This window comes from Streptomyces kaniharaensis, from assembly GCF_009569385.1.
Classification (GTDB): domain Bacteria; phylum Actinomycetota; class Actinomycetes; order Streptomycetales; family Streptomycetaceae; genus Kitasatospora; species Kitasatospora kaniharaensis.
The window spans coordinates 150,443-170,724 of the sequence record NZ_WBOF01000001.1 but is presented as its reverse complement, the minus strand read 5'-3'; the positions used below and the strand labels follow the sequence as shown (position 1 = coordinate 170,724).

The 20,282-nt window shown below is 73.4% G+C and carries 19 protein-coding genes and 1 pseudogene; 6 read left to right on the top strand and 14 right to left on the bottom strand.

Features of this window, described 5'->3' with window-relative positions; all coding sequences use genetic code 11:
- Nucleotides 1-15: 15 nt before the first annotated feature.
- The 3 genes from F7Q99_RS00730 to F7Q99_RS00720 form a co-directional block, all read right to left on the bottom strand.
- The gene (locus F7Q99_RS00730) at nucleotides 16-1,392 is read right to left on the bottom strand and encodes a sensor histidine kinase (protein ID WP_326846108.1); all 1,377 of its coding nucleotides are present in this window, start codon (nucleotides 1,390-1,392) and stop codon (nucleotides 16-18) included.
- Complete coding sequence (locus F7Q99_RS00725) at nucleotides 1,389-2,069, bottom strand: response regulator transcription factor (protein WP_153459597.1); 681 nt, start codon at nucleotides 2,067-2,069, stop codon at nucleotides 1,389-1,391. The genes F7Q99_RS00730 and F7Q99_RS00725 overlap by 4 nt, the downstream gene beginning before the upstream one ends.
- Nucleotides 2,070-2,173: 104 nt before the next feature.
- Nucleotides 2,174-3,130 (bottom strand): helix-turn-helix transcriptional regulator, encoded by a 957-nt coding sequence (locus tag F7Q99_RS00720; protein WP_326846107.1) that lies wholly within the window; start codon nucleotides 3,128-3,130, stop codon nucleotides 2,174-2,176.
- Between the two features lie 60 nt (nucleotides 3,131-3,190).
- Here F7Q99_RS00720 and F7Q99_RS00715 point away from each other — a divergent pair, with 60 nt between their 5' ends.
- Both F7Q99_RS00715 and F7Q99_RS00710 read left to right on the top strand, forming a co-directional pair.
- Entirely contained in the window at nucleotides 3,191-3,667 is a 477-nt protein-coding gene (locus F7Q99_RS00715; RefSeq protein WP_153465651.1) for a hypothetical protein, read from the top strand.
- A gap of 104 nt (nucleotides 3,668-3,771) precedes the next feature.
- On the top strand, nucleotides 3,772-5,241 hold the full coding sequence (locus F7Q99_RS00710) for a glutamate synthase subunit beta (protein ID WP_153459596.1): 1,470 nt from the start codon (nucleotides 3,772-3,774) through the stop codon (nucleotides 5,239-5,241).
- A 100-nt stretch (nucleotides 5,242-5,341) separates the two neighbouring features.
- On the opposite strand, the gene F7Q99_RS00705 is transcribed toward F7Q99_RS00710, so the two are convergent.
- From F7Q99_RS00705 to murQ, 3 genes are all read right to left on the bottom strand, one after another.
- Nucleotides 5,342-5,911, bottom strand: a complete 570-nt coding sequence (locus F7Q99_RS00705; RefSeq protein ID WP_153459595.1) for a hypothetical protein — start codon at nucleotides 5,909-5,911, stop codon at nucleotides 5,342-5,344.
- A gap of 256 nt (nucleotides 5,912-6,167) precedes the next feature.
- Nucleotides 6,168-7,601, bottom strand: a complete 1,434-nt coding sequence (locus F7Q99_RS00700; RefSeq protein ID WP_153459594.1) for a TolB-like translocation protein — start codon at nucleotides 7,599-7,601, stop codon at nucleotides 6,168-6,170.
- A 202-nt stretch (nucleotides 7,602-7,803) separates the two neighbouring features.
- A complete protein-coding gene (gene murQ, locus F7Q99_RS00695; RefSeq protein ID WP_153459593.1) occupies nucleotides 7,804-8,703 on the bottom strand; it encodes an N-acetylmuramic acid 6-phosphate etherase in 900 nt (299 codons plus the stop codon).
- Nucleotides 8,704-8,770: 67 nt separating this feature from the next.
- Here murQ and F7Q99_RS00690 point away from each other — a divergent pair, with 67 nt between their 5' ends.
- Entirely contained in the window at nucleotides 8,771-9,430 is a 660-nt protein-coding gene (locus F7Q99_RS00690) for an endonuclease (protein WP_153459592.1), read from the top strand.
- Between the two features lie 138 nt (nucleotides 9,431-9,568).
- Here the strand turns inward: F7Q99_RS00690 and F7Q99_RS00685 are convergent, their stop codons facing one another.
- The 3 genes from F7Q99_RS00685 to F7Q99_RS00675 form a co-directional block, all read right to left on the bottom strand.
- Nucleotides 9,569-10,615: an NAD(P)-dependent oxidoreductase gene (locus F7Q99_RS00685; RefSeq protein ID WP_230210119.1), complete on the bottom strand. Its 1,047-nt coding sequence runs from the start codon at nucleotides 10,613-10,615 to the stop codon at nucleotides 9,569-9,571.
- 80 nt (nucleotides 10,616-10,695) lie between these two features.
- The gene (locus tag F7Q99_RS00680) at nucleotides 10,696-11,376 is read right to left on the bottom strand and encodes a DUF6445 family protein (protein ID WP_153459590.1); all 681 of its coding nucleotides are present in this window, start codon (nucleotides 11,374-11,376) and stop codon (nucleotides 10,696-10,698) included.
- A gap of 178 nt (nucleotides 11,377-11,554) precedes the next feature.
- Complete coding sequence (locus F7Q99_RS00675) at nucleotides 11,555-12,199, bottom strand: TetR/AcrR family transcriptional regulator (RefSeq protein ID WP_153459589.1); 645 nt, start codon at nucleotides 12,197-12,199, stop codon at nucleotides 11,555-11,557.
- A gap of 178 nt (nucleotides 12,200-12,377) precedes the next feature.
- Between F7Q99_RS00675 and F7Q99_RS00670 the strand changes: the two genes are divergently transcribed.
- Together F7Q99_RS00670 and mca are read left to right on the top strand one after the other, a co-directional pair.
- The gene (locus tag F7Q99_RS00670) at nucleotides 12,378-13,799 is read left to right on the top strand and encodes an MDR family MFS transporter (protein WP_326846106.1); all 1,422 of its coding nucleotides are present in this window, start codon (nucleotides 12,378-12,380) and stop codon (nucleotides 13,797-13,799) included.
- Between the two features lie 71 nt (nucleotides 13,800-13,870).
- The gene (mca, locus tag F7Q99_RS00665; protein ID WP_153459588.1) at nucleotides 13,871-14,761 is read left to right on the top strand and encodes a mycothiol conjugate amidase Mca; all 891 of its coding nucleotides are present in this window, start codon (nucleotides 13,871-13,873) and stop codon (nucleotides 14,759-14,761) included.
- A gap of 70 nt (nucleotides 14,762-14,831) precedes the next feature.
- Here the strand turns inward: mca and F7Q99_RS00660 are convergent, their stop codons facing one another.
- The 3 genes and pseudogenes from F7Q99_RS00660 to F7Q99_RS40745 all read right to left on the bottom strand — a co-directional run bounded on the left by F7Q99_RS00660 (nucleotide 14,832) and on the right by F7Q99_RS40745 (nucleotide 16,740).
- On the bottom strand, nucleotides 14,832-15,563 hold the full coding sequence (locus tag F7Q99_RS00660; RefSeq protein WP_153459587.1) for a YdcF family protein: 732 nt from the start codon (nucleotides 15,561-15,563) through the stop codon (nucleotides 14,832-14,834).
- Between the two features lie 50 nt (nucleotides 15,564-15,613).
- A pseudogene (locus tag F7Q99_RS40750) lies at nucleotides 15,614-15,952 on the bottom strand (hypothetical protein); the annotation flags it as partial.
- Nucleotides 15,931-16,740: a TetR/AcrR family transcriptional regulator gene (locus F7Q99_RS40745; protein ID WP_153459586.1), complete on the bottom strand. Its 810-nt coding sequence runs from the start codon at nucleotides 16,738-16,740 to the stop codon at nucleotides 15,931-15,933. The gene F7Q99_RS40745 and the pseudogene F7Q99_RS40750, both read right to left, overlap by 22 nt.
- A 188-nt stretch (nucleotides 16,741-16,928) precedes the next feature.
- Between F7Q99_RS40745 and F7Q99_RS00645 the strand changes: the two genes are divergently transcribed.
- Nucleotides 16,929-18,491, top strand: a complete 1,563-nt coding sequence (locus F7Q99_RS00645) for an MFS transporter (protein WP_153459585.1) — start codon at nucleotides 16,929-16,931, stop codon at nucleotides 18,489-18,491.
- A 25-nt stretch (nucleotides 18,492-18,516) separates the two neighbouring features.
- On the opposite strand, the gene F7Q99_RS00640 is transcribed toward F7Q99_RS00645, so the two are convergent.
- Both F7Q99_RS00640 and F7Q99_RS00635 read right to left on the bottom strand, forming a co-directional pair.
- Nucleotides 18,517-19,329 carry a lysophospholipid acyltransferase family protein gene (locus F7Q99_RS00640; protein WP_153459584.1) on the bottom strand — a complete coding sequence of 271 codons (813 nt, stop codon included), beginning with the start codon at nucleotides 19,327-19,329 and terminating at the stop codon, nucleotides 18,517-18,519.
- A complete protein-coding gene (locus tag F7Q99_RS00635) occupies nucleotides 19,326-20,210 on the bottom strand; it encodes a GNAT family N-acetyltransferase (RefSeq protein WP_153459583.1) in 885 nt (294 codons plus the stop codon). The genes F7Q99_RS00640 and F7Q99_RS00635 overlap by 4 nt, the downstream gene beginning before the upstream one ends.
- Nucleotides 20,211-20,282 lie beyond the last annotated feature (72 nt).

Here is a 20,282-nt window from a genome sequence, read left to right as displayed (position 1 = left end):
ATCGGGGCCCTGTCATCAGTCGTCCAGCGTGAAGCCGATCACCGCGCCGCCGCCGTCCCGGTTGACGGCGAAGGCGGTGCCGCCGTGCGAGTGGGCGACCTCGTGCACGATGGCCAGGCCGAGCCCGGAACCGGGCAGGCTGCGCGCGGCGGTGGCCCGGTAGAAGCGGTCGAAGACGTGCTCCAGATCGGCCGGGTCGATCCCCGGGCCGCGGTCGCGCACCTCGACCCGGGGGCCGCGCACCACCACGTCGATCGGGGCGGCGCCCGCCGGGTCGAACTTGGCCGCGTTGTCCAACAGGTTGCCCACCGCGCGGGCCAGCGCGTCCGCGCGGGCGGTGACCACGGTGTCGTCGGCCTCGACGGTGATCTCCCGGCCGGTGCGCCGCCGGGCCTGGGCGGCGGCCTCGCGGACGATGTCGGCCAGCACCACGTCGACCGGCTCCTCGTTCGCCTTCTGCTCGGCGGCGAGCGCCACCAGCTCGTCCACGAGCGCGGTCAACTCCCGGGCCTCCTCCGCCAGATCGTCCATCAGCGCGATCCGTTCGGCGGGTGGCAGCCGGTCGAGGCTCGGGAGCACGGCGAGGTTGGTGCGCAGGCTGGTCAGCGGCGTGCGCAGTTCGTGCCCGGCGTCCTGGACGAGCCGGCGCTGGTTGTCCTTGGCCGTGGCGAGCCGGCCGAGCATCCGGTCGAAGGCCCGGCCGAGCCGGCCGACCTCGTCGTTCCCGGCGGCGGGCACCGGGACGTCCAACCGGCCGTTGGCGGCGACCAGTTCTGCCACGTCGGTGAGGCGCACCAGCCGTCCGGAGATCCGCCGGGCGAGCAGCCAGCCGGCCCCGCCCGCGGTCACCACGACGGCGGCCACCACGCCCGCCATCCGCTCCCGCAGGGTCGCCAACAGCTCCTCGACCTCGCCGAGTTGCTGCACGATCTGGACCGCGCCCCGGCCGCCGCCGAGCGAGATCACGGCCACCCGGTAGCTGTCGCCGTCGAGCCGGCGCAGGCCGATCAGCGTGCGGGCGGGGGTGCCGGACCGGGCGAGCTCGCGGTCGCCCGTCGTGGACGGGAGGTTGAACCGGGCGGTGGCCGGGAGCATGACGCCGTCGGGGTTGAGCGACTGCGCGGTGACCCGGATCGGGCGCAGCAACTCCTCGTTCAGCCCGCTCGGGCCGTTGAAGTCCCCCGGGAACAGCGTCTCCCGGCCGACCTGGTCGCGCACCGAATGGACGGCGGCGGTGAAGTCGGCCTTCTCGTCGTCGCGGATCAGCCGGGCGGCGGCGTGGTAGCCCAGCGCGCCGATCAGCACCGCCACCAGCGCGGCCATCGCGGCGAACGCCAGCGAGAGGGTGGTGCGCAGCCCCGGGCGTAGCCGGAACCGGCCCGGCCCGGTCACGACTCACGCAGCGTGTAGCCGACGCCGCGGACGGTGTGGATCAGCGGTGCCAGGCCGGGGCGGTCGAGCTTGCGGCGCAGGTAGCCGATGAAGACCGCGAGGTTCTTCGAGCCGGGGCCGAAGTCGTAGCCCCAGATCCGCTCGTACACCGTGGCCTGGTCGAGCACCGCGCCCGCGTTCCGGGTCAGCAGCTCCAGCAGGTCGAACTCGGTGCGGGACAGCTCCAGTTCCGCACCGGCGCGCCAGGCCCGGCGGGCGACCGGCTCGACCCGCAGGTCACCGACGGCGAGGACGTCCTCGGCGGGCTCCGGCGGGTGGCGGCGCAGCAGCGCCCGCAGGCGCGCGAACAGCTCGCCCACGTCGAAGGGCTTGACCAGGTAGTCGTCCGCCCCGGCGTCGAGCCCGGCGATCCGGTCCAGCACCTCGACCCGGGCGGTGAGCATGAGGACCGGCGTGCGGTCACCCGCCTCGCGCAGCCGGCGGCAGATCTCCAGGCCGTCCGGGGCAGGCATCATCACGTCCAGGACCAACAGGTCCGGGCGCTGTTCGGCGAGGGCGGCGAGCGTCTGGACGCCGTCCGCGGCGGTGCTCACGCGGTAGCCCTGCAGCTGCAGGGCGCGGGTGAGGGAGTCGCGGATGGCGCGGTCGTCCTCGGCGATCAGCACGGTGTGGGTCATGCGTCAGATTCTCCCTGGCGTGTGCACGGCGGCTTCAGGTGGGGCGGTGGTTGCGGGCGCGCTTGTGGTGGGTGGCCGGCGGTGGATTCGGGCGGGGTGAGGGGTCAGGTGCCGGTGTACCGGTGGGCGAGGGCGCGGGCGGTGTCGGCGAGGCGGGCGCGCAGCTCGGGCGGGGCGAGGACCTCGACGTCGGTGCCGAGCGCGAGGAACGCGGCGTGCGCCTGGTCGAGCGACTCGATCGGCAGCACCACCCTGGTCCGGCCGTCCGGCTCGGGCGTACCGGTGGCGCCGGCCGCCCGTGCGGCGGCGCCGCCCAGCCGGGCCGCCGCGCCGGGGGCGAGCAGCACCACGGCCTCGGCGCGGTGCAGACGGGCGTGGAAGTCGGCTTCGTAGCGGCGCCACCAGGCGGCCAGGAAGAAGTCGTCCGGTGGGGTGAACTCCTCTTCCAATTCGACGAGTTCGAGGATCTGGTCGACCCGGAAGGTGCGCGGCCCGGGCCCGGCGACGACGTACCAGCGGCCCGCCTTCAGCACCAGGCCGTACGGCTCCAGCCGGCGGTCGACATCGGTCGGCTCCTTCCAGCGGCGGTAGCGCACCTGGAGCACCCGGCCGCGCCACACCGCATCGGCGACCTGCGGCAGGTACGGGACGTCGTCGTCCTCCGCGTACCAGCCGGGCGCCTCCAGGTGGAACCGGGCGCGCATCCGGTCCGCGTCCGCCCGCAGTTCGGGCGGCAGCGCGGCCCGCAGCTTCAGCTGGGCGGCGGCGAGCGCGGGGCCGAGCCCGAGGGCGGCGGCCGGGCCGGGCAGCCCGGACAGGAAGAGCGCCTCCGCCTCGCCGGCGTTCAGCCCGGTCAGCCGGGTGCGGTAGCCGGCGAGCACCTGGTACCCGCCGCCGTGCCCGGCGTCCGCGTACACCGGCACCCCGGCGGCCTGGAGTGCCTCGACGTCCCGGTACACGGTGCGCACCGAGACCTCCAGCTCCTCGGCGAGCCGCTGGGCGGTCATCCGGCCGTTGGTCTGGAGCATGAGCAGGATCGACAGCAGGCGGCTGGACTTCACTGACACACGATGTCAGGGAAGCGGCCGTAGCGTCCAGCCATGGCACTTGAGACGCACACGATGAACGGGATCGACGACTTCGACTTCCTCGTCGGCGGCTGGGACGTGATCAACCGCCGTCGCGCCGACTTCCTCGACCCGCAGAGCCCGTGGGAGGAGTTCCCGGCCGTCACCCGGGGCTCGCGCCACTTCGGCGGGGCGGCGAACTTCGACGAGATCGAGTTCCCGACGAAGGGCTTCGCCGGGCTCACCCTGCGGCTGTACGACCCGGTGCGCGAGGAGTGGTCGCTGTACTGGTCCAGCAGCCGCACCGGCACGCTCTTCCCGCCGGTCACCGGCCGGTGGCGGGACGGCCGGGGCGAGTTCCACGGGGACGACACCCACGCGGGCACGCCGGTGCGGGCGCGCTTCGTCTGGTCGGGCGTCACGGCCGACTCCGCGCACTGGGAGCAGGCCTTCTCGACGGACGGCGGCGAGACCTGGCTGACCAACTGGACCATGGACTTCACCCGGCGGTCCGGAAGTCCGTCGCAATAGCCGCTTCCCCCGTGGTCCTTCGTGGGCGTACGGTGGCCACACGGTGGCGCGTCCCGCCGGGTGGGCCGCCGGGTCCGTGTCGGCACGCCCTGCCGGAGGCCGCGATGGCAGACCGGATGGCCTTCCTCACCACCCCGCGCGAGGAGCGGGCGCGGCGGGACGCACGGGAGCGCGTGGGGGACTGGCAAGAGGTGTACCGCCCGCGGGCGCTGCTCCCGGTGGTGGGCGGGCAGGCGGGCCGGTGCATGGACTGCGGCCTGCCGTTCTGCCACAGCGCCTGCCCGCTGGGGAACCTCATACCGGAGTGGAACCGGCTGGTGGCCGAGGACGACTGGCGGGCGGCGGCGGCACGGCTGTTGGCGACCAACAACTTCCCCGAGTTCACCGGGCGGCTCTGCCCGGCGCCCTGCGAGAGCGCGTGCGTGCTGGCGATCGACGGGGCGGCGGTGACGATCAAGAACGTGGAGCTGGCGATCGCCGACCGGGCGTGGGAGCGCGGCTGGGACCGGCCGCAGCCGCCGGAGCGGTCGAGCAGCCGGCGGGTGGCGGTGGTCGGTTCGGGCCCGGCCGGGCTGGCGGCGGCCCAGCAGCTGACCCGCGCCGGGCACGCCACGACGGTGTACGAGCGGGCGGACCGTCCCGGAGGGCTGCTGCGCTACGGCATCCCGCCGTTCCGGCTGGAGAAGCACCGGCTGGACCGGCGGCTCGACCAGATGCGGGCCGAGGGCACCCGCTTCCTGACCGGGGTGTGCGTCGGCCGGGACGTGCCGGCGGGCGAGCTGCGCGCCGGGTACGACGCGCTGGTCGTCGCGGTGGGCGCCACCGCCTGCCGGGACCTGCCGGTGGCGGGCCGCGGGCTGCCGGGCGTGCACCAGGCGATCGGCTATCTGACCTGGGCGAACCGGGTGGACGAGGGGGACTGCCCGGTCTCGCCGCTGTCCGCTGAGGGCCGGCACGTGGTGATCGTCGGCGGTGGGGACACCGCGGCCGACTGCCTGGGCACGGCGCTCCGGCAGCGGGCGGCGTCCGTCACCCAGTTCGACATCAACCCGCGCCCGCCCGCACGCCGGGCGGACGGGCAGCCGTGGCCGGTGCATCCGAAGGTGTACCGGGAGACCACCTCGCACGAGGAGAGCGGTGCGGCGGCGGCCGGGCCCCGGGTGTTCGCCGCGGTGACGGTCGCTTTCGAGGCGGGCCCGGACGGCCGGCTGGGGGCCGTTCGCTTCGCCGAGGCCGAGCCCGCCGACCGCAGCCCCCGGGCGGGCACCGAGCGAACCGTCCCGGCGGAGCTCGCGCTCCTCGCGCTGGGCTTCGCCGGGCCCGAGCCGGACCAGCCGCTGACGGCCCAACTCGGTCTCGCCACGAGCCCGGGCGGGACGCTGACCCGGGACGACGGCTTCGCGACGGGCGTGGACGGCGTGTTCGTCGCCGGGGACGCCGGGCGCGGGCAGTCGCTGATCGTCTGGGCCGTCGCCGAGGGCCGGGCGGCGGCCGCGGCGGTGGACCGGTACCTGCGGGGCGGCACCGACCTCCCGGCGCCGATCAGGGCCTCGGCGCGAGCGCTCACGCTGTGATGTGGGCGCTCACGCCGTGATTTGCGTGCTCACGCCGTGATGCGCGTGCTCACGCCGTGAGCCGGGGTGCGGCCGGCGGGCCGCACCCCCGCTCGGGCGGTCAGCCCAGGCCGAGCACCTGGAGCGCGGTCGTCCAGTCGGTGATGATCGCCTGCTGGGCGGGGACCAGGTCCACCTGGTGGTTGCAGACGGCCCGGTAGAGCTTGTATTCGACGGTGTCCTTGTCCTGGGCCGTGTGGTCGTTGGGGCCGGTCGCGTAGTGCGGCTGCGGCCAGAGGTTGCGCGGGTCGCGCGGGTGGCCGCCGAGGGACAGCGGGATGAAGTGGTCCTCCTCGTAGTCGGACGGGTCGGTGTCGGCGTAGCCGTACTCGGCGATCTGCTGGATCTTCAGCTTGCTGGTGTAGCTGGACGGCGGGCGGATCGAGGTGCTGTAGCCGGGGACGCAGATGGTGTCGTCGATGGTGGCCTGGGTGACGTCCGGGTTGGTGGCGCCCGGGGTGCAGGCCGGGTCGGGCAGCGGGAGGTAGGCCTGCGAGCAGGTCTGATCGAGGGTGGTGCGGGGTGCGTGGGGGGCGGGGGCGGCGGCGTGCGCGGTGCCGCCGGCGGTGAACGCGGCGGTGGCGAGCACGACGGCGGCCATGGCTGGGGCCGTGCGGTGGGAACGAAGCATGTGGGGATGCTTTCTGACGCGGGCTCGGCGTGGTCCGCCGAGCATGTGTGTCCATGTCACCATCGATCGATCTATGCGGGTAGACCTGAGATGGTTAACAGTTGACAAAGCATCAGTCAGCGAGCCTGCGACAAGTCTTCGTTTGACGTGGGCCGGGATGCGTGAACCGGGTGTGAGCACAACGTGGCGTGAAGCGGGCCGCCTGTCACGGGCGCAGTCGTGACAGGCCGGCGGTGGCTTGCGTCCTGCGGGTGGGTCAGGAGAGCGGCTTGCGGACGAACACGTCGGGGACCTTGTTGGTGTCACCGGGGACGAGCGTGCCGTCCTCCGAGGTGAACACCACTGTGCTGCCGTACGCGTCGATGAACGGACCGGTCGACGCCCCGGCCGTCTGTGAGCCGTCGGTGGCCACGCTGACCCGCTCGGTGCGGTTGTTCCAGAGGTCGAACCGGAACACGTCGGAGACCTTGTTGGTGTCACCGGGCACCAGGTTGTCCGCCGACGAGTCGAAGTAGACCCAGCGGTCGTCCGCCGTCATCCGTGCGCCGTAGGAGTCGCCGACGGTCTTCGTGCCCGGGAGCGCGACGACGACCGAGCGCTCGGTGCCCTCCTCCAGGTCGCGGACGTACACCTCCAAGTGGCGCGCCCACGGGCTGCCGCCGTGCGAGACGGGCGTCGAGTAGAGCGCGAACCGGCCGTCGGGGCTGAGGCCGGGGCTGACCGCGCCCCGGTAGCTGCCCTTCCCGTCGGGGCTGGCGAGACGGGTCTCCTCGTCGGCGAGGCTGCGGACGAAGTACGGGTAGTAGCGCGGCTTCAGGATCTCCTGCTGGTCGCCGGCCCGGGGCGAGAGGCTCGCGAAGTCGTTGTCGGCGGGGTCCTTGGCGCTGTCGGCGGCGTCCGGCGTGATGGCGCCGGGCTTGCCCTGGGCGACCAGGTTGGTCGCCTTGGAGACGAAGCCGACGGAGCCGCCGTCGGCGCTGATCACCGGCGAGGCCGACGAGTTGTTGGCCTCCTTGCCGTCCGCGCCGACGCTCACCAGGCGGGTCTCCCCGTTCCGGCGGTCGGTGACGTAGATGTTGCCGCCACCCCAGGTGACCGTGCCGGGGGCCAGATCCGTCCGGTTGGACTGGTAGGCGATGGACCGGCCGTCCCAGCTGATCGACGGGCTGCCGGAGGACCTGTTCTTCTGGGGCTTCGTCGGGTCGTCGCCGGTGGAGACGAGCTCGGTGGTGCCGGTCAGCCGGTCGTGGACGTAGACGTCCGAGAGGCCGAGGTTGGCTCCGGGCACGAGGTTGGTGGCGGAGGACGTGAAGGCCACGTAGCGGCCGTTGCCGCTGATGGCGGCCTCGAACGAGTCGCCGTTCGCCTGAGCGCCGTCCTCGCCGAGGTTCTCCCGCTCGATGGCGCCCGTCCACAGGTCGCGGACGAAGACGTCGGACTTGCCGTTGGTGTCGCCGGGCACGAGGTTCGAAGCCGTCGAGGTGAAGACGGCGAAGCGGCCGTCCGCGCTGAGGCCTTGAGCTTCCGAGGCGCCGTTGGGCTGGGCGCTGTCGAGGCCGACGGTCACCCGCTCGGTGGTGGCGCTCGGTTCGTCCGCGTGCGCGGGCGCCGCCGCGGTGACGGCCAGTGCGGCCGCGGCCAGCGTGCAGGCGACGCGCAGGGCGTGGCGGGTGGAGCGTGCTCGGTGCATGTGGTCCCTCCCCTGGGATCGGGCCGGGCCGCATCGAACTCCCCGGCGGCCGGCGCGTGGTGAGCCAACAGTCCGGCGGGGCGCGCGGTCAACGGTTGTACGGGACCGGCGACGTATTCGCGTCAAATGATCGACTGCCGGGAGGTCCGGCTGACTGGTTTCGACAGGCTCGGGTCACTGGGCTTGGCAGGCGGGGTTCTTGTCAGACGCGCTTCAGGGCCTCGCGCAGCCGGCCGCCGGAGCCCGCGAGCAGGCGGGCGGCGGTCGGTGCGTCGACGTCCGCGAGCAGGACCAGGATCGCGTCCTTGGCCCGGCCGTCGGTTGCGGCGAGCGCGCGGGCGACGGCGTCGTCGTCGGCGCCGGTGGCCTCGGCGACGATCCGGCGGGCCCGGTCGCGGAGCTTGGTGTTGGTGGCCCGGACGTCGACCATCAGATTTCCGTACGTCCGGCCGAGCCGGATCATGACGGCGGTCGAGATCAGGTTGAGGACGAGCTTCTGCGCCGTGCCCGCCTTCAGCCGGGTCGAGCCGGCCAGCGCCTCCGGGCCGACCACCACCTCGATACCCAGCTCGGCCGCCCGTACCAGCGCCGAGTTCGAGTTGCAGGCCAGGCCGACGGTCAGCGCCCCGGCCGCGCGGGCGTAGCGCACGGCGGCCACCGCGTAGGGCGTGCGGCCGGAGGCGGAGATGCCGATGACGGTGTCGGCGGGGGTGAGCGCGAGTGCCGCCAGGTCGGCGTCGGCGAGGTCGGGGCGGTCCTCGGCGCCCTCGGCCGCCTCGGTGACGGCGGTGGGGCCGCCCGCGATCAGCCCGATGACGAGGCCCGGCTCGGTGCCGAAGGTCGGCGGGCACTCGGCGGCGTCCAGGACCCCGAGCCGTCCCGCCGTCCCGGCCCCGGCGTAGACGATCCGCCCGCCGCTCGCCATCCGCGCCGCCACCGCCTCCACCACGGCGGCGATCCGCTCCAGCTGACCGGCGACGGCGCCGGGGACGGTCCGGTCCTCGGCGTTCATCAGCCGGAGGAGGTCGAGAGTGGGGAGCTCGTCGATCTCCGCCCACTCCGGCCGGATCGTTTCGGTGGGCGATGGCGCATCCTGATCCATGGGGACGAGCCTCCCCGGGTGTGACGGCCGCCAACCCGGGCAGGTGCCCGGCAGAGGGAGGCGGGCGATGAACGAGAAGACGATCGTCCCGGCGCTGCTGGACCGCTACGGCACCACGTACGCGGAGGAAGCGGGCATCACGCTGCGTGACACACCGGCGCCGCTGTACCGACTGCTCGTGCTGACCGTGCTGTGCTCGATCCGGATCAGCGCCGCCACGGCCACGGCGGCGGCTCGTGAGCTGTTCGGTGCAGGGCTGGGAACGCCGCAGCGGATGACCGGGGCGCAGCGGCGCGTGCTCATCGCGGCTTTCGCCCGCGCCCACTACGTGCGGTACGACGAGAGCACCGCCACCGCTCTCGGGCGGGGTGCCGAACTGCTGCTCGACCGTTGGCACGGCGACCTCCGGCGCCTGCGCGACGCCGCCGGGGGCCAGTCCGAGAGGATCGGCGAGCTGTTGCAGGAGTTCCCCCGGGTCGGGCCGGTCGGATCCGGGATCTTCCGGCGCGAGGCGCAGGCGGTCTGGCCCTCGCTGCGGCCGTTCTTCGACGAGCGGACGCTGGCGCAGGCGAGGCTGCTCGGGCTGCCGGGCAGCCCGGCGGGGCTGGCCGGGCTGGTCCCGCCGGAGGGCTTGGCCCGGCTGGCGGCGGCACTGACGCGGGCGAGCCTGGAGCACGTCGGGGCGGACGAACTGGAGGACGCCGTCGAACTCCGGCCTACCGGGTGACGGTCTGTCGGCGTTCGGCCGTTGGGGCGGCTCCATCTGCTACTTGTGATGCCGCAGCCCCGCGCGCGGGGCGGAGGTCAGTGCAGCCCCATGACGGCCAGCGAGGTGACGGACCGCAGCCCCGCGCGCGGGCGGAGGTCAGCCCGTGACCACGGGGATGCCGTCGGGGCGTCCGGCGAGCAGGGCCGCGAGGTGGTCGGCGCAGCGAACGGCGGCTTCGGCCATGGCGGTTCGGGTCATTCCGGCGACGTGCGAGGTGAGCAGGGCGTTGGGCAGGCCGAACAGGGGCGAGGCGAACTCGGCGTGCTCATGGGCGAACGTGTCTACGGCGGCCGCTGCCAGGGGGTGGGCCGGGTCGCGCAGGGCGTCGGCAAGTGCCTGCTCGTCGACGATGCCGCCGCGGGCGGTGTTGAGCAGGATCGATCCCGGGCGGAGCAGGGCGAGTTCGCGCCGGCCGATCAGTCCGCTGGTCTGCGGGGTGAGCGGCAGATGCAGGGAGACGACGTCGCTGGTGGCCAGGAGTGCGTCGAGCGTGGCGGCCTGGCGTATCGGCGGTGTCGCCGGGCGGCGCGAGTGCGCCTGGACGTCCATGCCGAGAGCGGACGCGCGGGTCGCGAGGGCCTGACCAATGCGGCCGAGGCCGGCGATGCCCAGGGTCAGTTCGGACAGCTCGGCCGGTGGAGTGGCCGGCGCGCCGAACCGGCCGTTGTGGGCGGCCTCGTTGTGAGTGGCCAGCTCCCTGGTGAGCGCGAGGAGTTGGGCGAGGGCGAACTCGGCGACGGCGTTGGCGTTGGATCCCGGGGTGTGGGTGACGGTGACGCCGTGGCGGGTGGCGGCGGCGAGGTCGACGTGGTCGGTGCCGGCTCCGGCACGGCCGATCACCCGTAGCACGTGGGGCAGTTCGGGGGCGGTGGCCGCCGTGAGGAAGGCCGCCCGCAACGGGACACCCGCCCGGGACTTGAGCGCGTGGAAGCCGTCACCATTGCGGAACTCGGCGATCAGGGCTGCCTCGTCGAACGGGTCGAAGTCGGCGAACTCGACCCGGTCGGACCAAGCGGCCCGGGCACCCGCCCGGTCGTCCACGCGCCGCAGGTTCAGCGTGACGGCCAGCCCGTGGCCGACCAGACGTTCCAGCTCGCGGTCAAGCAGGGCTCCGGGTGCTGCGTCGAGCAGCAGTACTCGCATGCGCTCCATGCTCGCATGCGTTCCGTCGTCCGTCGGGTTCGCCGTCAGGCCGTCCAGAACGGTCAGGTTGTCCAGAACGGTCAGGCCATCCAGAAGAAGACGGCCGTCATCCGGCGGTCCGCCAGCTCGGTGCCGTAGTAACTCGTGGCGCTGTGGATGAGGTTGGCGTGGTAGAGGAGCAGCTGGTTGTAGCGGTTGGGGACGCGGACGTCCTCGACGAAGTGGTCGGCGGGCACGTGCCGGGTGCCGAGTGCCTCGACCAGGTTGTTGTGCGGCGCGTTGACGAGGTTGCCGCCGAGCCGGCCGCCCGGGAACTGCTGCCGGTAGAAGCTCGTGCCCGTGTCCTTGGGTGCGCCGGGGCTCAGGTAGAGCACGGCGGCGTAGCGGCAGAGCGCGCGGGAGTCGGTGTGCGGGCGGGACTCCGACTCCCCGGCGCCGACGACCTGGACGCAGTTGTGGTTGAGCGTGCCGCCGCCCGGGGTGCTCTGGACCCAGAGCCGGGAGGCGCCGGTGGCCTTGCGGACCAGGGCCTCGACGCGGGCGAGTTCGCCGGGTTCCAGGCCGGGCAGGGTGCGCAGGCCCGGCCAGGTCTCCGGGCGGTAGGGGTAGCCCTCGGTCCAGTCGTTGCGGGCCAGGCAACGCTCACGGACGGCGTCCGGGTCGGGCAGGACGTTGTCCAGGACCCAGTAGTCCCGGCCGCGGGTGGGCTTGCGGTACGGGAGAACCGGCAGGGTCGTCGGCCTGATGGGCTGTGGGGGCATGGGCCGACGATAGGGGCGACGGTCCTCAACATTCTGCCGTGGGCAGGTCAACCTTTCGTCAAGTGCTCGGGGGCGTCAGGGTGTCGGGCCGCTGGGCGGCTTGAGGCGGGCACATGCTCTCCGGTCGGCGGCTCTCAGGTTGGCGGCGTAGGGCCGGCAGCTTTCGGGCCGGCGGCCTTCAGTCCCTGGGTCGGACGGCGAAGTCGCCGAGTGCTCCCTCCAGCCGGTCGAAGGCGCGGACGGCCGACGGGCGTACCGCCGCGGCAATGGCGTCGTGGTCCTCGCCGGCGACGGTGCGGCGGAACACCTCGGCGGACACCGCTCGGGGGACGGAGGCGAGCAACCCGGCGGCCACCCGGCTCTCGAAGTCGCCGGGTATCGCGTGGACGGCCTCGGCCAGGGCTGCCGCGAGCGCCGTCTCGCTCTGCTCGTGCAGCTCTCGCAGCCGGGCGGTCAGGGCGGGGCTCTCGGTGATCGTGCGCGCGAACGCCTCGCCGGAGAAGCCGAGCGCCGGATCGTGCCGGTCGATCTCGGCCAGGCAGGCGCGGCGCAGCGCGGCCAGGGCGGACTCGCCCGGGGCGCGCTCGGCGACCGCTCGCGCGAACCGGGCGACGATCTCCTCGTGCAGGTCGAGGAAGAGGTCCTCCTTGCGCGGGAAGTGGTTGGTGACGGTCATCTTGGCGACGCCGGCGGCGGTGGCGACCTCGGCGATGGTGGTCCGCTCGAAGCCCCGGTCGATGAACAGCCTGGTCGCGGCATGCGAGATGGCCTCGCGGGTGCGGCGCTTGTTGAGCTCGCGCAGGTTCGGGGTGGTCTCGGTCATGGGAGGAGCCTAGCGCAGCTCGCTGGGTCGAGCACAGAAATTAGGCTTGACCTAATTACTGGGTTGGACCTAAGTTCTCCTCGGGCGGTCGGAGAGGCCGCCGGACGGACGAACTCGGGAGGGGGCCATGACCGCAACGGTCTCTACGGCCGGCAGGGAACTGGCCGTACGTAAGGGCGTGAAGTCTCGTCATGCACCGGCTGGCTGGCGGGAGCCGCTGCCGCCGCGCCTGATGAAGACGGGGGCGGTGCTCGCACTGGGCCCGGTACTCGCCCTGCTGGACACCACGATCGTCAACGTCGGAATCGACCCCGTGGCCCGCGACCTGCACGGCTCGATGGCGGCGGTGCAGTGGGTGTCCACCGGGTACCTGCTGGCGATATCGCTGGTCATGCCGCTGTCCGGCTGGGCCGCCGGGCGGTTCGGCGCCCCGCGGGCGTGGCTAGCCTCGGTCGTCCTGTTCGTTCTCGGCTCGGCGCTGTGCGGGCTCTCCTGGTCGACGGGCAGCCTGGTCGCCTTCCGGGTTCTCCAGGGGATCGGTGGTGGGCTGATCCAGCCGCTCGGGCAGGCGATCATGGTGCAGGCAGCGGGGCCGTCCCGGATCGGGCGGGTGATGGGCACTCTGCTGCTCCCGATCAGCCTGGCGCCGGTTCTCGGGCCGATCCTCGGCGGAGTGGTGCTGGAGCATCTGAGCTGGCGCTGGATGTTCCTGCTGAACGTCCCGGTCGGGGTGCTCACGGTGCTGCTGGCCGTCAGGTGGGTCCCGGCGGACGGTGGGCCCGCGCAGCCGCGCCCCCGGCTGGACGCGACCGGGCTCGTACTGCTCTCGCCGGGCCTGGTGGCGCTGGTCTACGGGCTCTCCACGATCGCCGACGGTGGCTGGGAGGGCCTGGTGGCGACCGCGGCGGGGGCGCTCCTCCTGCTGGTGTACGGGTGGCACACGCTGACGTCGGCCCGCGTCGGGGCCCGCGCGCCGCTGATCGACCTGCGGCTGTTCGCCCACCGCGGGTTCTCGGTCGCGACGGCGAACTCCTTCCTGCAGGGGGCGGCCCTGTACAGCTCGATGTTCCTGGTGCCGCTGTACTACCAGCAGGTCCAGCACGCCGGAGCAGTGGAGGCCGGGCTGCTGCTGGCGCCGCAGGCGCTCGGCACGGCGGTCACCTCGCTGTTGGCCGGCCGGATCGCGGACCGCTTCGCACCCCGTCCGCTCATCCTGCTCGGCATCGCCTGCTCGCTGGCCGGCACGCTTGCCTTCACCCGGCTCGGCGCGGGCGACGGCCCGGCGGACTGGCTGCTGGCCGCCTCGCTGACGCTGCGCGGGGCGGGCATGGGGATCATCGTCATCCCCGGTATGGCGGCGGTGTACTCAAGCGTCGAGAAATCCCAGGTGCCGGCCGCCGCCGGTGCGGTCAACGTGCTCAACCGGCTCGGCGGGGCGCTCGGCACCGCCGTGCTGACGCTGGTCCTCCAGCGGGCTCGGACCGGCCACCCGGAGCACCCGGCCGCCGCCTTCGGCGACACCTTCTGGTGGGTGCTGGCCCTGTCCGTCCTCGCGATAGCGCCGGCCCTGCTCTACCCGCGTACCCGCAAGCCGGCCTGACGGTCCGACAGCACCCATTGGCACCATCCCCTCACCCACAACATCGGTTGATCATCACTCACGGAGGATTCATGTTCACCAAGCACGCCGGCGGTCTTCGCCTGCTCACCGTCCACGCCCACCCCGACGACGAATCCAGCAAGGGCGCGGCCACGCTCGCCCGGTACGCGGCCGAGGGGGTGGAAGTCCTGGTCGCCACCTGCACCGGCGGGGAGCGCGGCTCCGTGCTCAACCCGGCGATGGACCGCCCCGAGGTGTGGGCCGATCTCCCCCGGATCCGGCGGAAGGAGATGGCCGCGGCCCGCGAGATCCTCGGCGTGCGCCAGCAGTTCCTGGGCTTCACCGACTCCGGCATGCCGGGCCCCGGCGAGCCGCTGCCCGACGGCTGCTTCGCGGCGCAGGAGGTGGAGGTGGCCGCGGCCCCGCTGGTCGCCCTGATCCGCGAGTTCCGCCCGCACGTCGTGGTGACGTACGACGAGACCGGCGGGTACCCGCACCCCGACCATGTGATGACCCACCGGGTCGCGGTCGAGGCCTTCGAGGCCGCCGCCGACCCGGAGCGCCACCCCGAGGCGGGGGAGCCCTGGCAGGCGGCGAAGCTCTACTACCACCTGGCGCTCTCCCGGGCCTGGTTCCAGGCCCTGCACGACGCGATGACGGAGCGGGGGGTGCCCTCTGCCATGGGCGAGCTGCTCGCCGAGTGGCCGGACACGCCACCCGCTCTCGCCACCACCACCCGGATAGCGTGCGCCGAGCAGTTCGCGGTACGGGACGCCGCGATGCTCGCGCACGCGACCCAGGTGGAGCCCGGCGTCGCGTTCATGGCCCACCCTCGGGACATCGAACGCGAGGTGTGGCCGACCGAGGACTACCACCTCGCCCGGTGCCTGGTGCCCGGCGTCGGTGTCATGCCGCAGAACGACGCGGTCGAGACCGACCTGTTCGAGGGGCTTCGCTCGTGAGACTCATGCCGCGACCCGGTGTGGCCCCGGCGTGGCCTCGGCGCATGATCGCCTTGCTGAGGAGCAGGTTCTACTCGGTTGTGCGCGAGCGGTCCTCGCGCTCGATGTGCTCGGCAGGGAAGCCGCGTTCGACCAGGTAGTCGGCCATGGCGTGCGACTTCGGCAATTTTTCGTCCGGGCCCTGCCCGCCCGAGGTGATCAGCACCGGCGGGTTGCCCCGTGCGGCCTGCTGATCGGACACCTCGCGGCCCCGGTTGAGGCGGCTGGCCAGCAGCGGCGGCACCCGGTCGCCGCCGATCAGACCGGAGCCGAGGACGACGACGAAGTCCACGTCCCGGCGCGGCCGGTGGCGGCCGTAGAGGAACGCGTAGCCGACGAAGCAGACGAACAGGACGGAGACGTAGCCGACCACCAGCACGGCGGTGCCCGCCAGGATGCCCAACCGCCGCGAGCCGGTGGCCATCGCGACGACCAGCAGGCCGATGACGGTGAGGATGCCCAGACCGGCGAGCAGCGAGAGGAGGTTGGCGGGTCGCCTGCCCTCCTTGCGGATCATGGTCATGCCGTTGGCTATCAGGAACCAGACCAGAGCCACCGTGCCGAGGGCCGGCAGCAGGATGATCGCGACTGCCGTCAACTCCGCCACCAGGGTGGGAGCGTGCCGCAGTTCGAGGAGCAGTGCCAGCGAGAGGAAGGAGACGGCCATGCCAAGCAGGACGGCGTTGCTGAGCCGGCGGGGGTCGCGCAGTGCCCCGATTCCGAATAACAGGAAGAACAGGGCGGCTGGGGCATAGGCGATCATGCGTCGTATCGTAAAAGCCGTCCGTGGACCGGCCCGGACGGGCGAACGGATCAGGCGAACCGCTCGATGGCCGCGAAGACCGCCTCCGTCATCCTGGAGCTCCCGGTTTGGCTGGACTCGTCGATGACCGTGAGCTCGGCGTCCTGTCAGACCCGTGTCAGTTCCCATGCGGTGGTGAGCGGTCCGCCGAGGTCCAGCCGTCCGTGGATCAGCACGCCCGGGATTCCGGCCAGCCGGTGGGCGTCGCACAGGAGTTGACCATCCTCCAGGAAGGCGTGGTGCGAGAAGTAGTGAGCGCCGCGGTAGAGCCAGTCGGTCTCCTCGGGCCGGGTCATGGTGACGCCGCAGATCACGATCTCGGAGACGACTAACGGGTGCGGTCGGCTGTGGAGGACTCGTCAGACGAGACGGCAGTGGACTCCGTTGACTGTTCTTGCTGCGGCAGCAGGGCCGCGAGGCCGTCGAGGACGCGTTGGACGCAGAACTCGAAGCGGGCGTCCATGTCGGGCTCGGTGAGGTCGTCGGCCAGTTCGACCAGGTTGGGGAAGGTGTCGGTGGGCAGGGCGCGGAAGCGGTTGCCGGCGGCCGTCACGATCTCCCGGCGGCTGGTGCCGAGCGCCTCGGCGGCCGAGATCGGGGCCTGTTCCTGGAGCACGAACCCCTGGACGAAGGCGGCGAGCAGGTAGGACGCCATGGCGGCGTCCGCGTCGGAGAAGCCGGCCTCCCGGAGCCGGTCGAGCTGGTCCTCCAGCAGTCCGAGCAGGTTGGGGCCGGTGACGAGCCGCCCGGCGACGACCTTGGCGGCGTCGCGATTGTCGAGGAGCAGCCGCCGGTAGCGCCAGCAGTACGCGTGGAACTGCTCGCGCCAGCCGCCCTCGCGGGGCGGCGGTTCGGCCTCGGCCATGATCGCGTCGTTGAGCAGGTCGATCAGTTCCTGCTTGTTGCGGACGTGCCAGTACAGCGACGCGGCCTTGACGCCGACCTCGGCGGCGACCCTGCGCATGGACAGCCCCGCGAGGCCGTCCCGCTCCAGGACCTTCAGCGCGGCCTGGGCCAGCGCCTCCCTGGTCAGCGGCTGCGTCGTGGCGCCGCTCGCCGGCTTGTCGCTCCTTGCGCCGTCGCTCCGCAGCCCGTCGCTCTCCCGCTTGTCGCCTTCCGGCTTGTCGTTCTCCGGCATGGGTGTGCGGACGCCTCCTGTACTCCTGCTGTGCGCCTGGCCTGCGCTGCTGGCTTGTTCTTATGGCCTGCGCTTCTGCTCGGCTTCACGATATCCCGCTTGCAATCTAACACCGTTAGGGGCACTCTGTGCGTGCCATTACGCCACCTAACGCCGTTAGGGGCGAAACGAGACTGAAGGGGATTTCGATGGGGGAATCGAGCGCCCGGCGCAAGCGGCTCGCGCTCTTGACGCTCTGCGTCACCATGTTCATGTCCATGCTGGACAACGTCATCGTCAACAACGCCCTGCCCCGCATCGGGCAGGACCTGGACGCCGGCATCAGCGGCCTCCAGTGGGTCGCCGAGGGCTACAGCCTCGTCTACGCCGCCCTCGTCCTCACCGGCGGCGCACTCGGCGACCGGTACGGCCGCACCCGGGTGTTCCGCCTCGGTCTCGTGCTGTTCACGGCCGGCTCCGCCGTCGCCGCGCTCGCCGGCTCGATCGGCGTGCTGGTCGCCGCCCGGATGCTCCAGGGCGTCGGCGCCGCGCTGCTCACCCCGGGCAGCCTCGCCATCCTGCGGCACGTGTTCGCCGACGAGCGCGAGCGGGCCAGGGCCATCGGCCTCTGGTCCGGCGTCTCCGCCCTGGGCCTGTCCGTCGGCCCGGTGGTCGGCGGGCCGATGGTCGAACACCTCGGTTGGGCCAGCGTGTTCTGGATCAACGTCCCGATCGGAGCGGCCGGACTGCTGCTCGCCACGCGCGTGCTCCCCGACATCGGGCCGTGCCCCCGGCGGATCGACCTCGGCGGCCTCGCACTGTCCGCCGCCGGCCTCGGTTCGCTCGTCTACGCGCTGATCGAGGGCCCGTCCCGCGGCTGGACCGACACCCGCGTGCTGGCCTGCGGCGCCGCCGCGGCCGCCCTGCTGGCCGCCTTCCTCGTGCTCGAACTGCGCCTCGCCGAGCCGATGCTGGAGCTGCGGCTGTTCCGCGACGGGGCACTGTGCGGCGCGCTGCTCAGCGGCTTCATGGTCAGCTTCGGGATGTTCGGCGCGCTGTTCTTCCTGCCGCTGCTGATGCAGGGCGTGCTCGGCTGGGCCCCCTCCGACGCCGGCTACGCGGGCCTGCCGATGACCGCGATGATCGTCTTCGCCGCCCCGCTCTCCAGCCGCCTCACCAGCCGGTACGGGCCCCGGGTGCCGTTGGTGCTCGGCGTCGCGCTCTGCGCGGTGGGCCTCGGCGGGCTCTCGTTCCACGGTGAGGACGCCCGCTACCTCGACTACCTGTGGACGCTGTTCACGATGGGCCTCGGTATGGGGATGACGTTCACACCGGTCTCGATCGCGGTGCTCCAGCGGGTCCCCCCGGTCCAGACCGGGATGGCCTCGGCGACCATCAACACGCTCCGCGAACTCGGCGGTGTCCTCGGCATCGCCGTGCTCGGCGCGATCCTGACGAACCGGATGACCGATGTCCTGACCGCCTCCCTGCACCGGCTCGGCGTGCCGGCGGGTGCCGTCGGCCCGATCGCGGACGCGCCCACCGCGGCGGGACACGGCGCCGGGGCCGCCGCGTTGCCCGGCCCGGTCCAGGCCGCGGTGGACGGTGCCTTCGTCGACGGCGTCCACCTCGCGCTGCGCTGCGGCTCGGCCGCGCTCGCCGCCACCGCCGTCCTGGTCGCCCTGCTGCTGAGCCGGACCCGCCCGGCCGCCCCGGCCGCCGACGACGACCGGCCGCAGCCGGAGCCACGCGTCGAGGCGCACGCGCAGTAGCGGCGGGAGCGCGGCCTGACGAACCTCACCGGATTCCCTGGACCGCCGCCTGCGCCGCGCGGGCCAGCTCCCGCCGCGCCCCCCACCGGGTGGGCTGCGATGCGGGGGCCGGAACCGGCGGCAGGAACGTCACCTCGGCGACCAGCCCGCGCACCGCGACCACCCGGGCGAGCGAGGTGAGCAGTCCGTCCTCGCCGACGAAGGCGGGCGCGCTGGTCGGCCGCCCGTCCGCCAGCCGGTAACGGATCGTCACCGGCTGGACGAAGGCGCCCGTGTCCACCGCGGCCTGGAACAGCGCCGGCCGGAACCGGCCGCTCTCCCGCCCGCACCAGGTCGACCCCTCCGGGAAGACGATCACCGGATGGCCCGAGCGCAGCACCCGGGCGACCGCCTCGACCGTGTCCGGCAGGGTGCGCAGCCGGTCGCGGTCGAGGAAGACCGTGCCGCCCCAGGCGACCAGCGGCCCGAGCACCGGCCACCGCCGGACCTCGGTCTTGGCCAGCGAGCGCCCCGGCCGCCCGGCCGCGATCAGCGGGATGTCCAGCCAGGAGACGTGGTTGGCCGCCACGAGCATCCCGCCGCCGACGGCGTCACCGGGCTTGTCGAGGTGGACGGTGACCCCGAGCGTGCGCAGCAGAGTGCGGGCCCAGAGCCGGATCATCCGGTCCCGGGCGTCCTGCGGGAGGAACCGGACGGGCAGGCTGAGCAGGACGCCCGCCACCACCGCCGCGAGGCAGGCCGTCAGCCGCAGCGCCCGCCGGGGGTGCGACACCTCCGGCGCGGACTCGGCCAGGCACGTCTCGGGGCGGCAGGGCGCGGTCGGCAGCCAGACACTCATGACGTCGCGCCGGGCGACGATATGCCGAGTGACGTTGCGCCGAGCGACGTCGCGCCGAGCGGCTGGGCGGGCACTCCGGAGAGGAAGTGCCGCAGGTAGCGGGGGTCGGTGCGCTCCAGCGACAGCAGCACGTAGAGGTCGGCGCAGCCGAAGTCCGGGTCGTGGGCGGGCTCGCCGCAGACCCAGGCGCCGAGCCGCAGGTAGCCGCGCAGCAGGGCGGGCAGCGCGCCCCGCTCCGCGCGCGGCACGCCGGTGGCGTCCCAGCGGTGGTGCGGGGTGACCCGGTACTCGCCGGGGGCGAGGTACTTGGCGCTGACGGTGTCCCAGACCCGGGCCGCGGTGGCACCGCCGTCGTCCAGCGGGATCGAGCAGCAGCCGCCCACCCAGGTGTTCCCGGTGTCGGCGAGGTAGCGGGCGATGCCGCCCCACATCAGGTTGATGACGGCGCCGTTGCCGCGGTGGTCGGCGCGGATGCAGGAGCGGCCGAGCTCGACCAGGCCGGGCCGGACCGGGGCGAGCGCGGAGAGGTCGAACTCGCCGTCGGAGTAGAGCCGTCCGGCGCGGCGGGCGGCCTCGGGCCGCAGCAGCCGGTAGGTGCCGACGACGGCGCCGTGCTCGCCCTCGCGGACCAGCAGGTGGTCGCAGTGGTCGTCGAAGGGGTCGACGTCCAGGCCGGCGACCGGGCTGTGCAGGACGGCGCCGAGCTCCTCCGCGAACACCTGGTGGCGCAGCAACTGGGCGGCGCGGACGTCGTCCTCGTCGCGGGCGAGGGAGACGGTGTAGGCGGCCGCCGGCTGCCGGTCCTGGCGCGGGGCGGGCACCGCCGGGGAGTCGTGGGTGGGGGCGACTGCGGTCGGAGTGTAGGTGGGGACGGTGGTCATGGTGGACCCTCCAGGGCAGCACGGGCGTCGGCGCCGCGGATCGTCGTGGCACCGGCCCGGTTCGCACCCGCT

Coding starts and splice junctions, on each gene's coding strand:
- F7Q99_RS00725 (WP_153459597.1), bottom strand. CDS start 2,069: ATGACCCACACCGTGCTGATCGCCGAGGACGACCGCGCCATCCGCGAC.
- F7Q99_RS00715 (WP_153465651.1), top strand. CDS start 3,191: ATGAACGGGATCGACGACTTCGACTTCCTCGTCGGCGGCTGGGACGTG.
- F7Q99_RS00710 (WP_153459596.1), top strand. CDS start 3,772: ATGGCAGACCGGATGGCCTTCCTCACCACCCCGCGCGAGGAGCGGGCG.
- F7Q99_RS00705 (WP_153459595.1), bottom strand. CDS start 5,911: ATGCTTCGTTCCCACCGCACGGCCCCAGCCATGGCCGCCGTCGTGCTC.
- F7Q99_RS00700 (WP_153459594.1), bottom strand. CDS start 7,601: ATGCACCGAGCACGCTCCACCCGCCACGCCCTGCGCGTCGCCTGCACG.
- murQ (WP_153459593.1), bottom strand. CDS start 8,703: ATGGATCAGGATGCGCCATCGCCCACCGAAACGATCCGGCCGGAGTGG.
- F7Q99_RS00690 (WP_153459592.1), top strand. CDS start 8,771: ATGAACGAGAAGACGATCGTCCCGGCGCTGCTGGACCGCTACGGCACC.
- F7Q99_RS00685 (WP_230210119.1), bottom strand. CDS start 10,615: ATGCGAGTACTGCTGCTCGACGCAGCACCCGGAGCCCTGCTTGACCGC.
- F7Q99_RS00680 (WP_153459590.1), bottom strand. CDS start 11,376: ATGCCCCCACAGCCCATCAGGCCGACGACCCTGCCGGTTCTCCCGTAC.
- F7Q99_RS00675 (WP_153459589.1), bottom strand. CDS start 12,199: ATGACCGAGACCACCCCGAACCTGCGCGAGCTCAACAAGCGCCGCACC.
- mca (WP_153459588.1), top strand. CDS start 13,871: ATGTTCACCAAGCACGCCGGCGGTCTTCGCCTGCTCACCGTCCACGCC.
- F7Q99_RS00660 (WP_153459587.1), bottom strand. CDS start 15,563: ATGATCGCCTATGCCCCAGCCGCCCTGTTCTTCCTGTTATTCGGAATC.
- F7Q99_RS40745 (WP_153459586.1), bottom strand. CDS start 16,740: ATGCCGGAGAACGACAAGCCGGAAGGCGACAAGCGGGAGAGCGACGGG.
- F7Q99_RS00645 (WP_153459585.1), top strand. CDS start 16,929: ATGGGGGAATCGAGCGCCCGGCGCAAGCGGCTCGCGCTCTTGACGCTC.
- F7Q99_RS00640 (WP_153459584.1), bottom strand. CDS start 19,329: ATGAGTGTCTGGCTGCCGACCGCGCCCTGCCGCCCCGAGACGTGCCTG.
- F7Q99_RS00635 (WP_153459583.1), bottom strand. CDS start 20,210: ATGACCACCGTCCCCACCTACACTCCGACCGCAGTCGCCCCCACCCAC.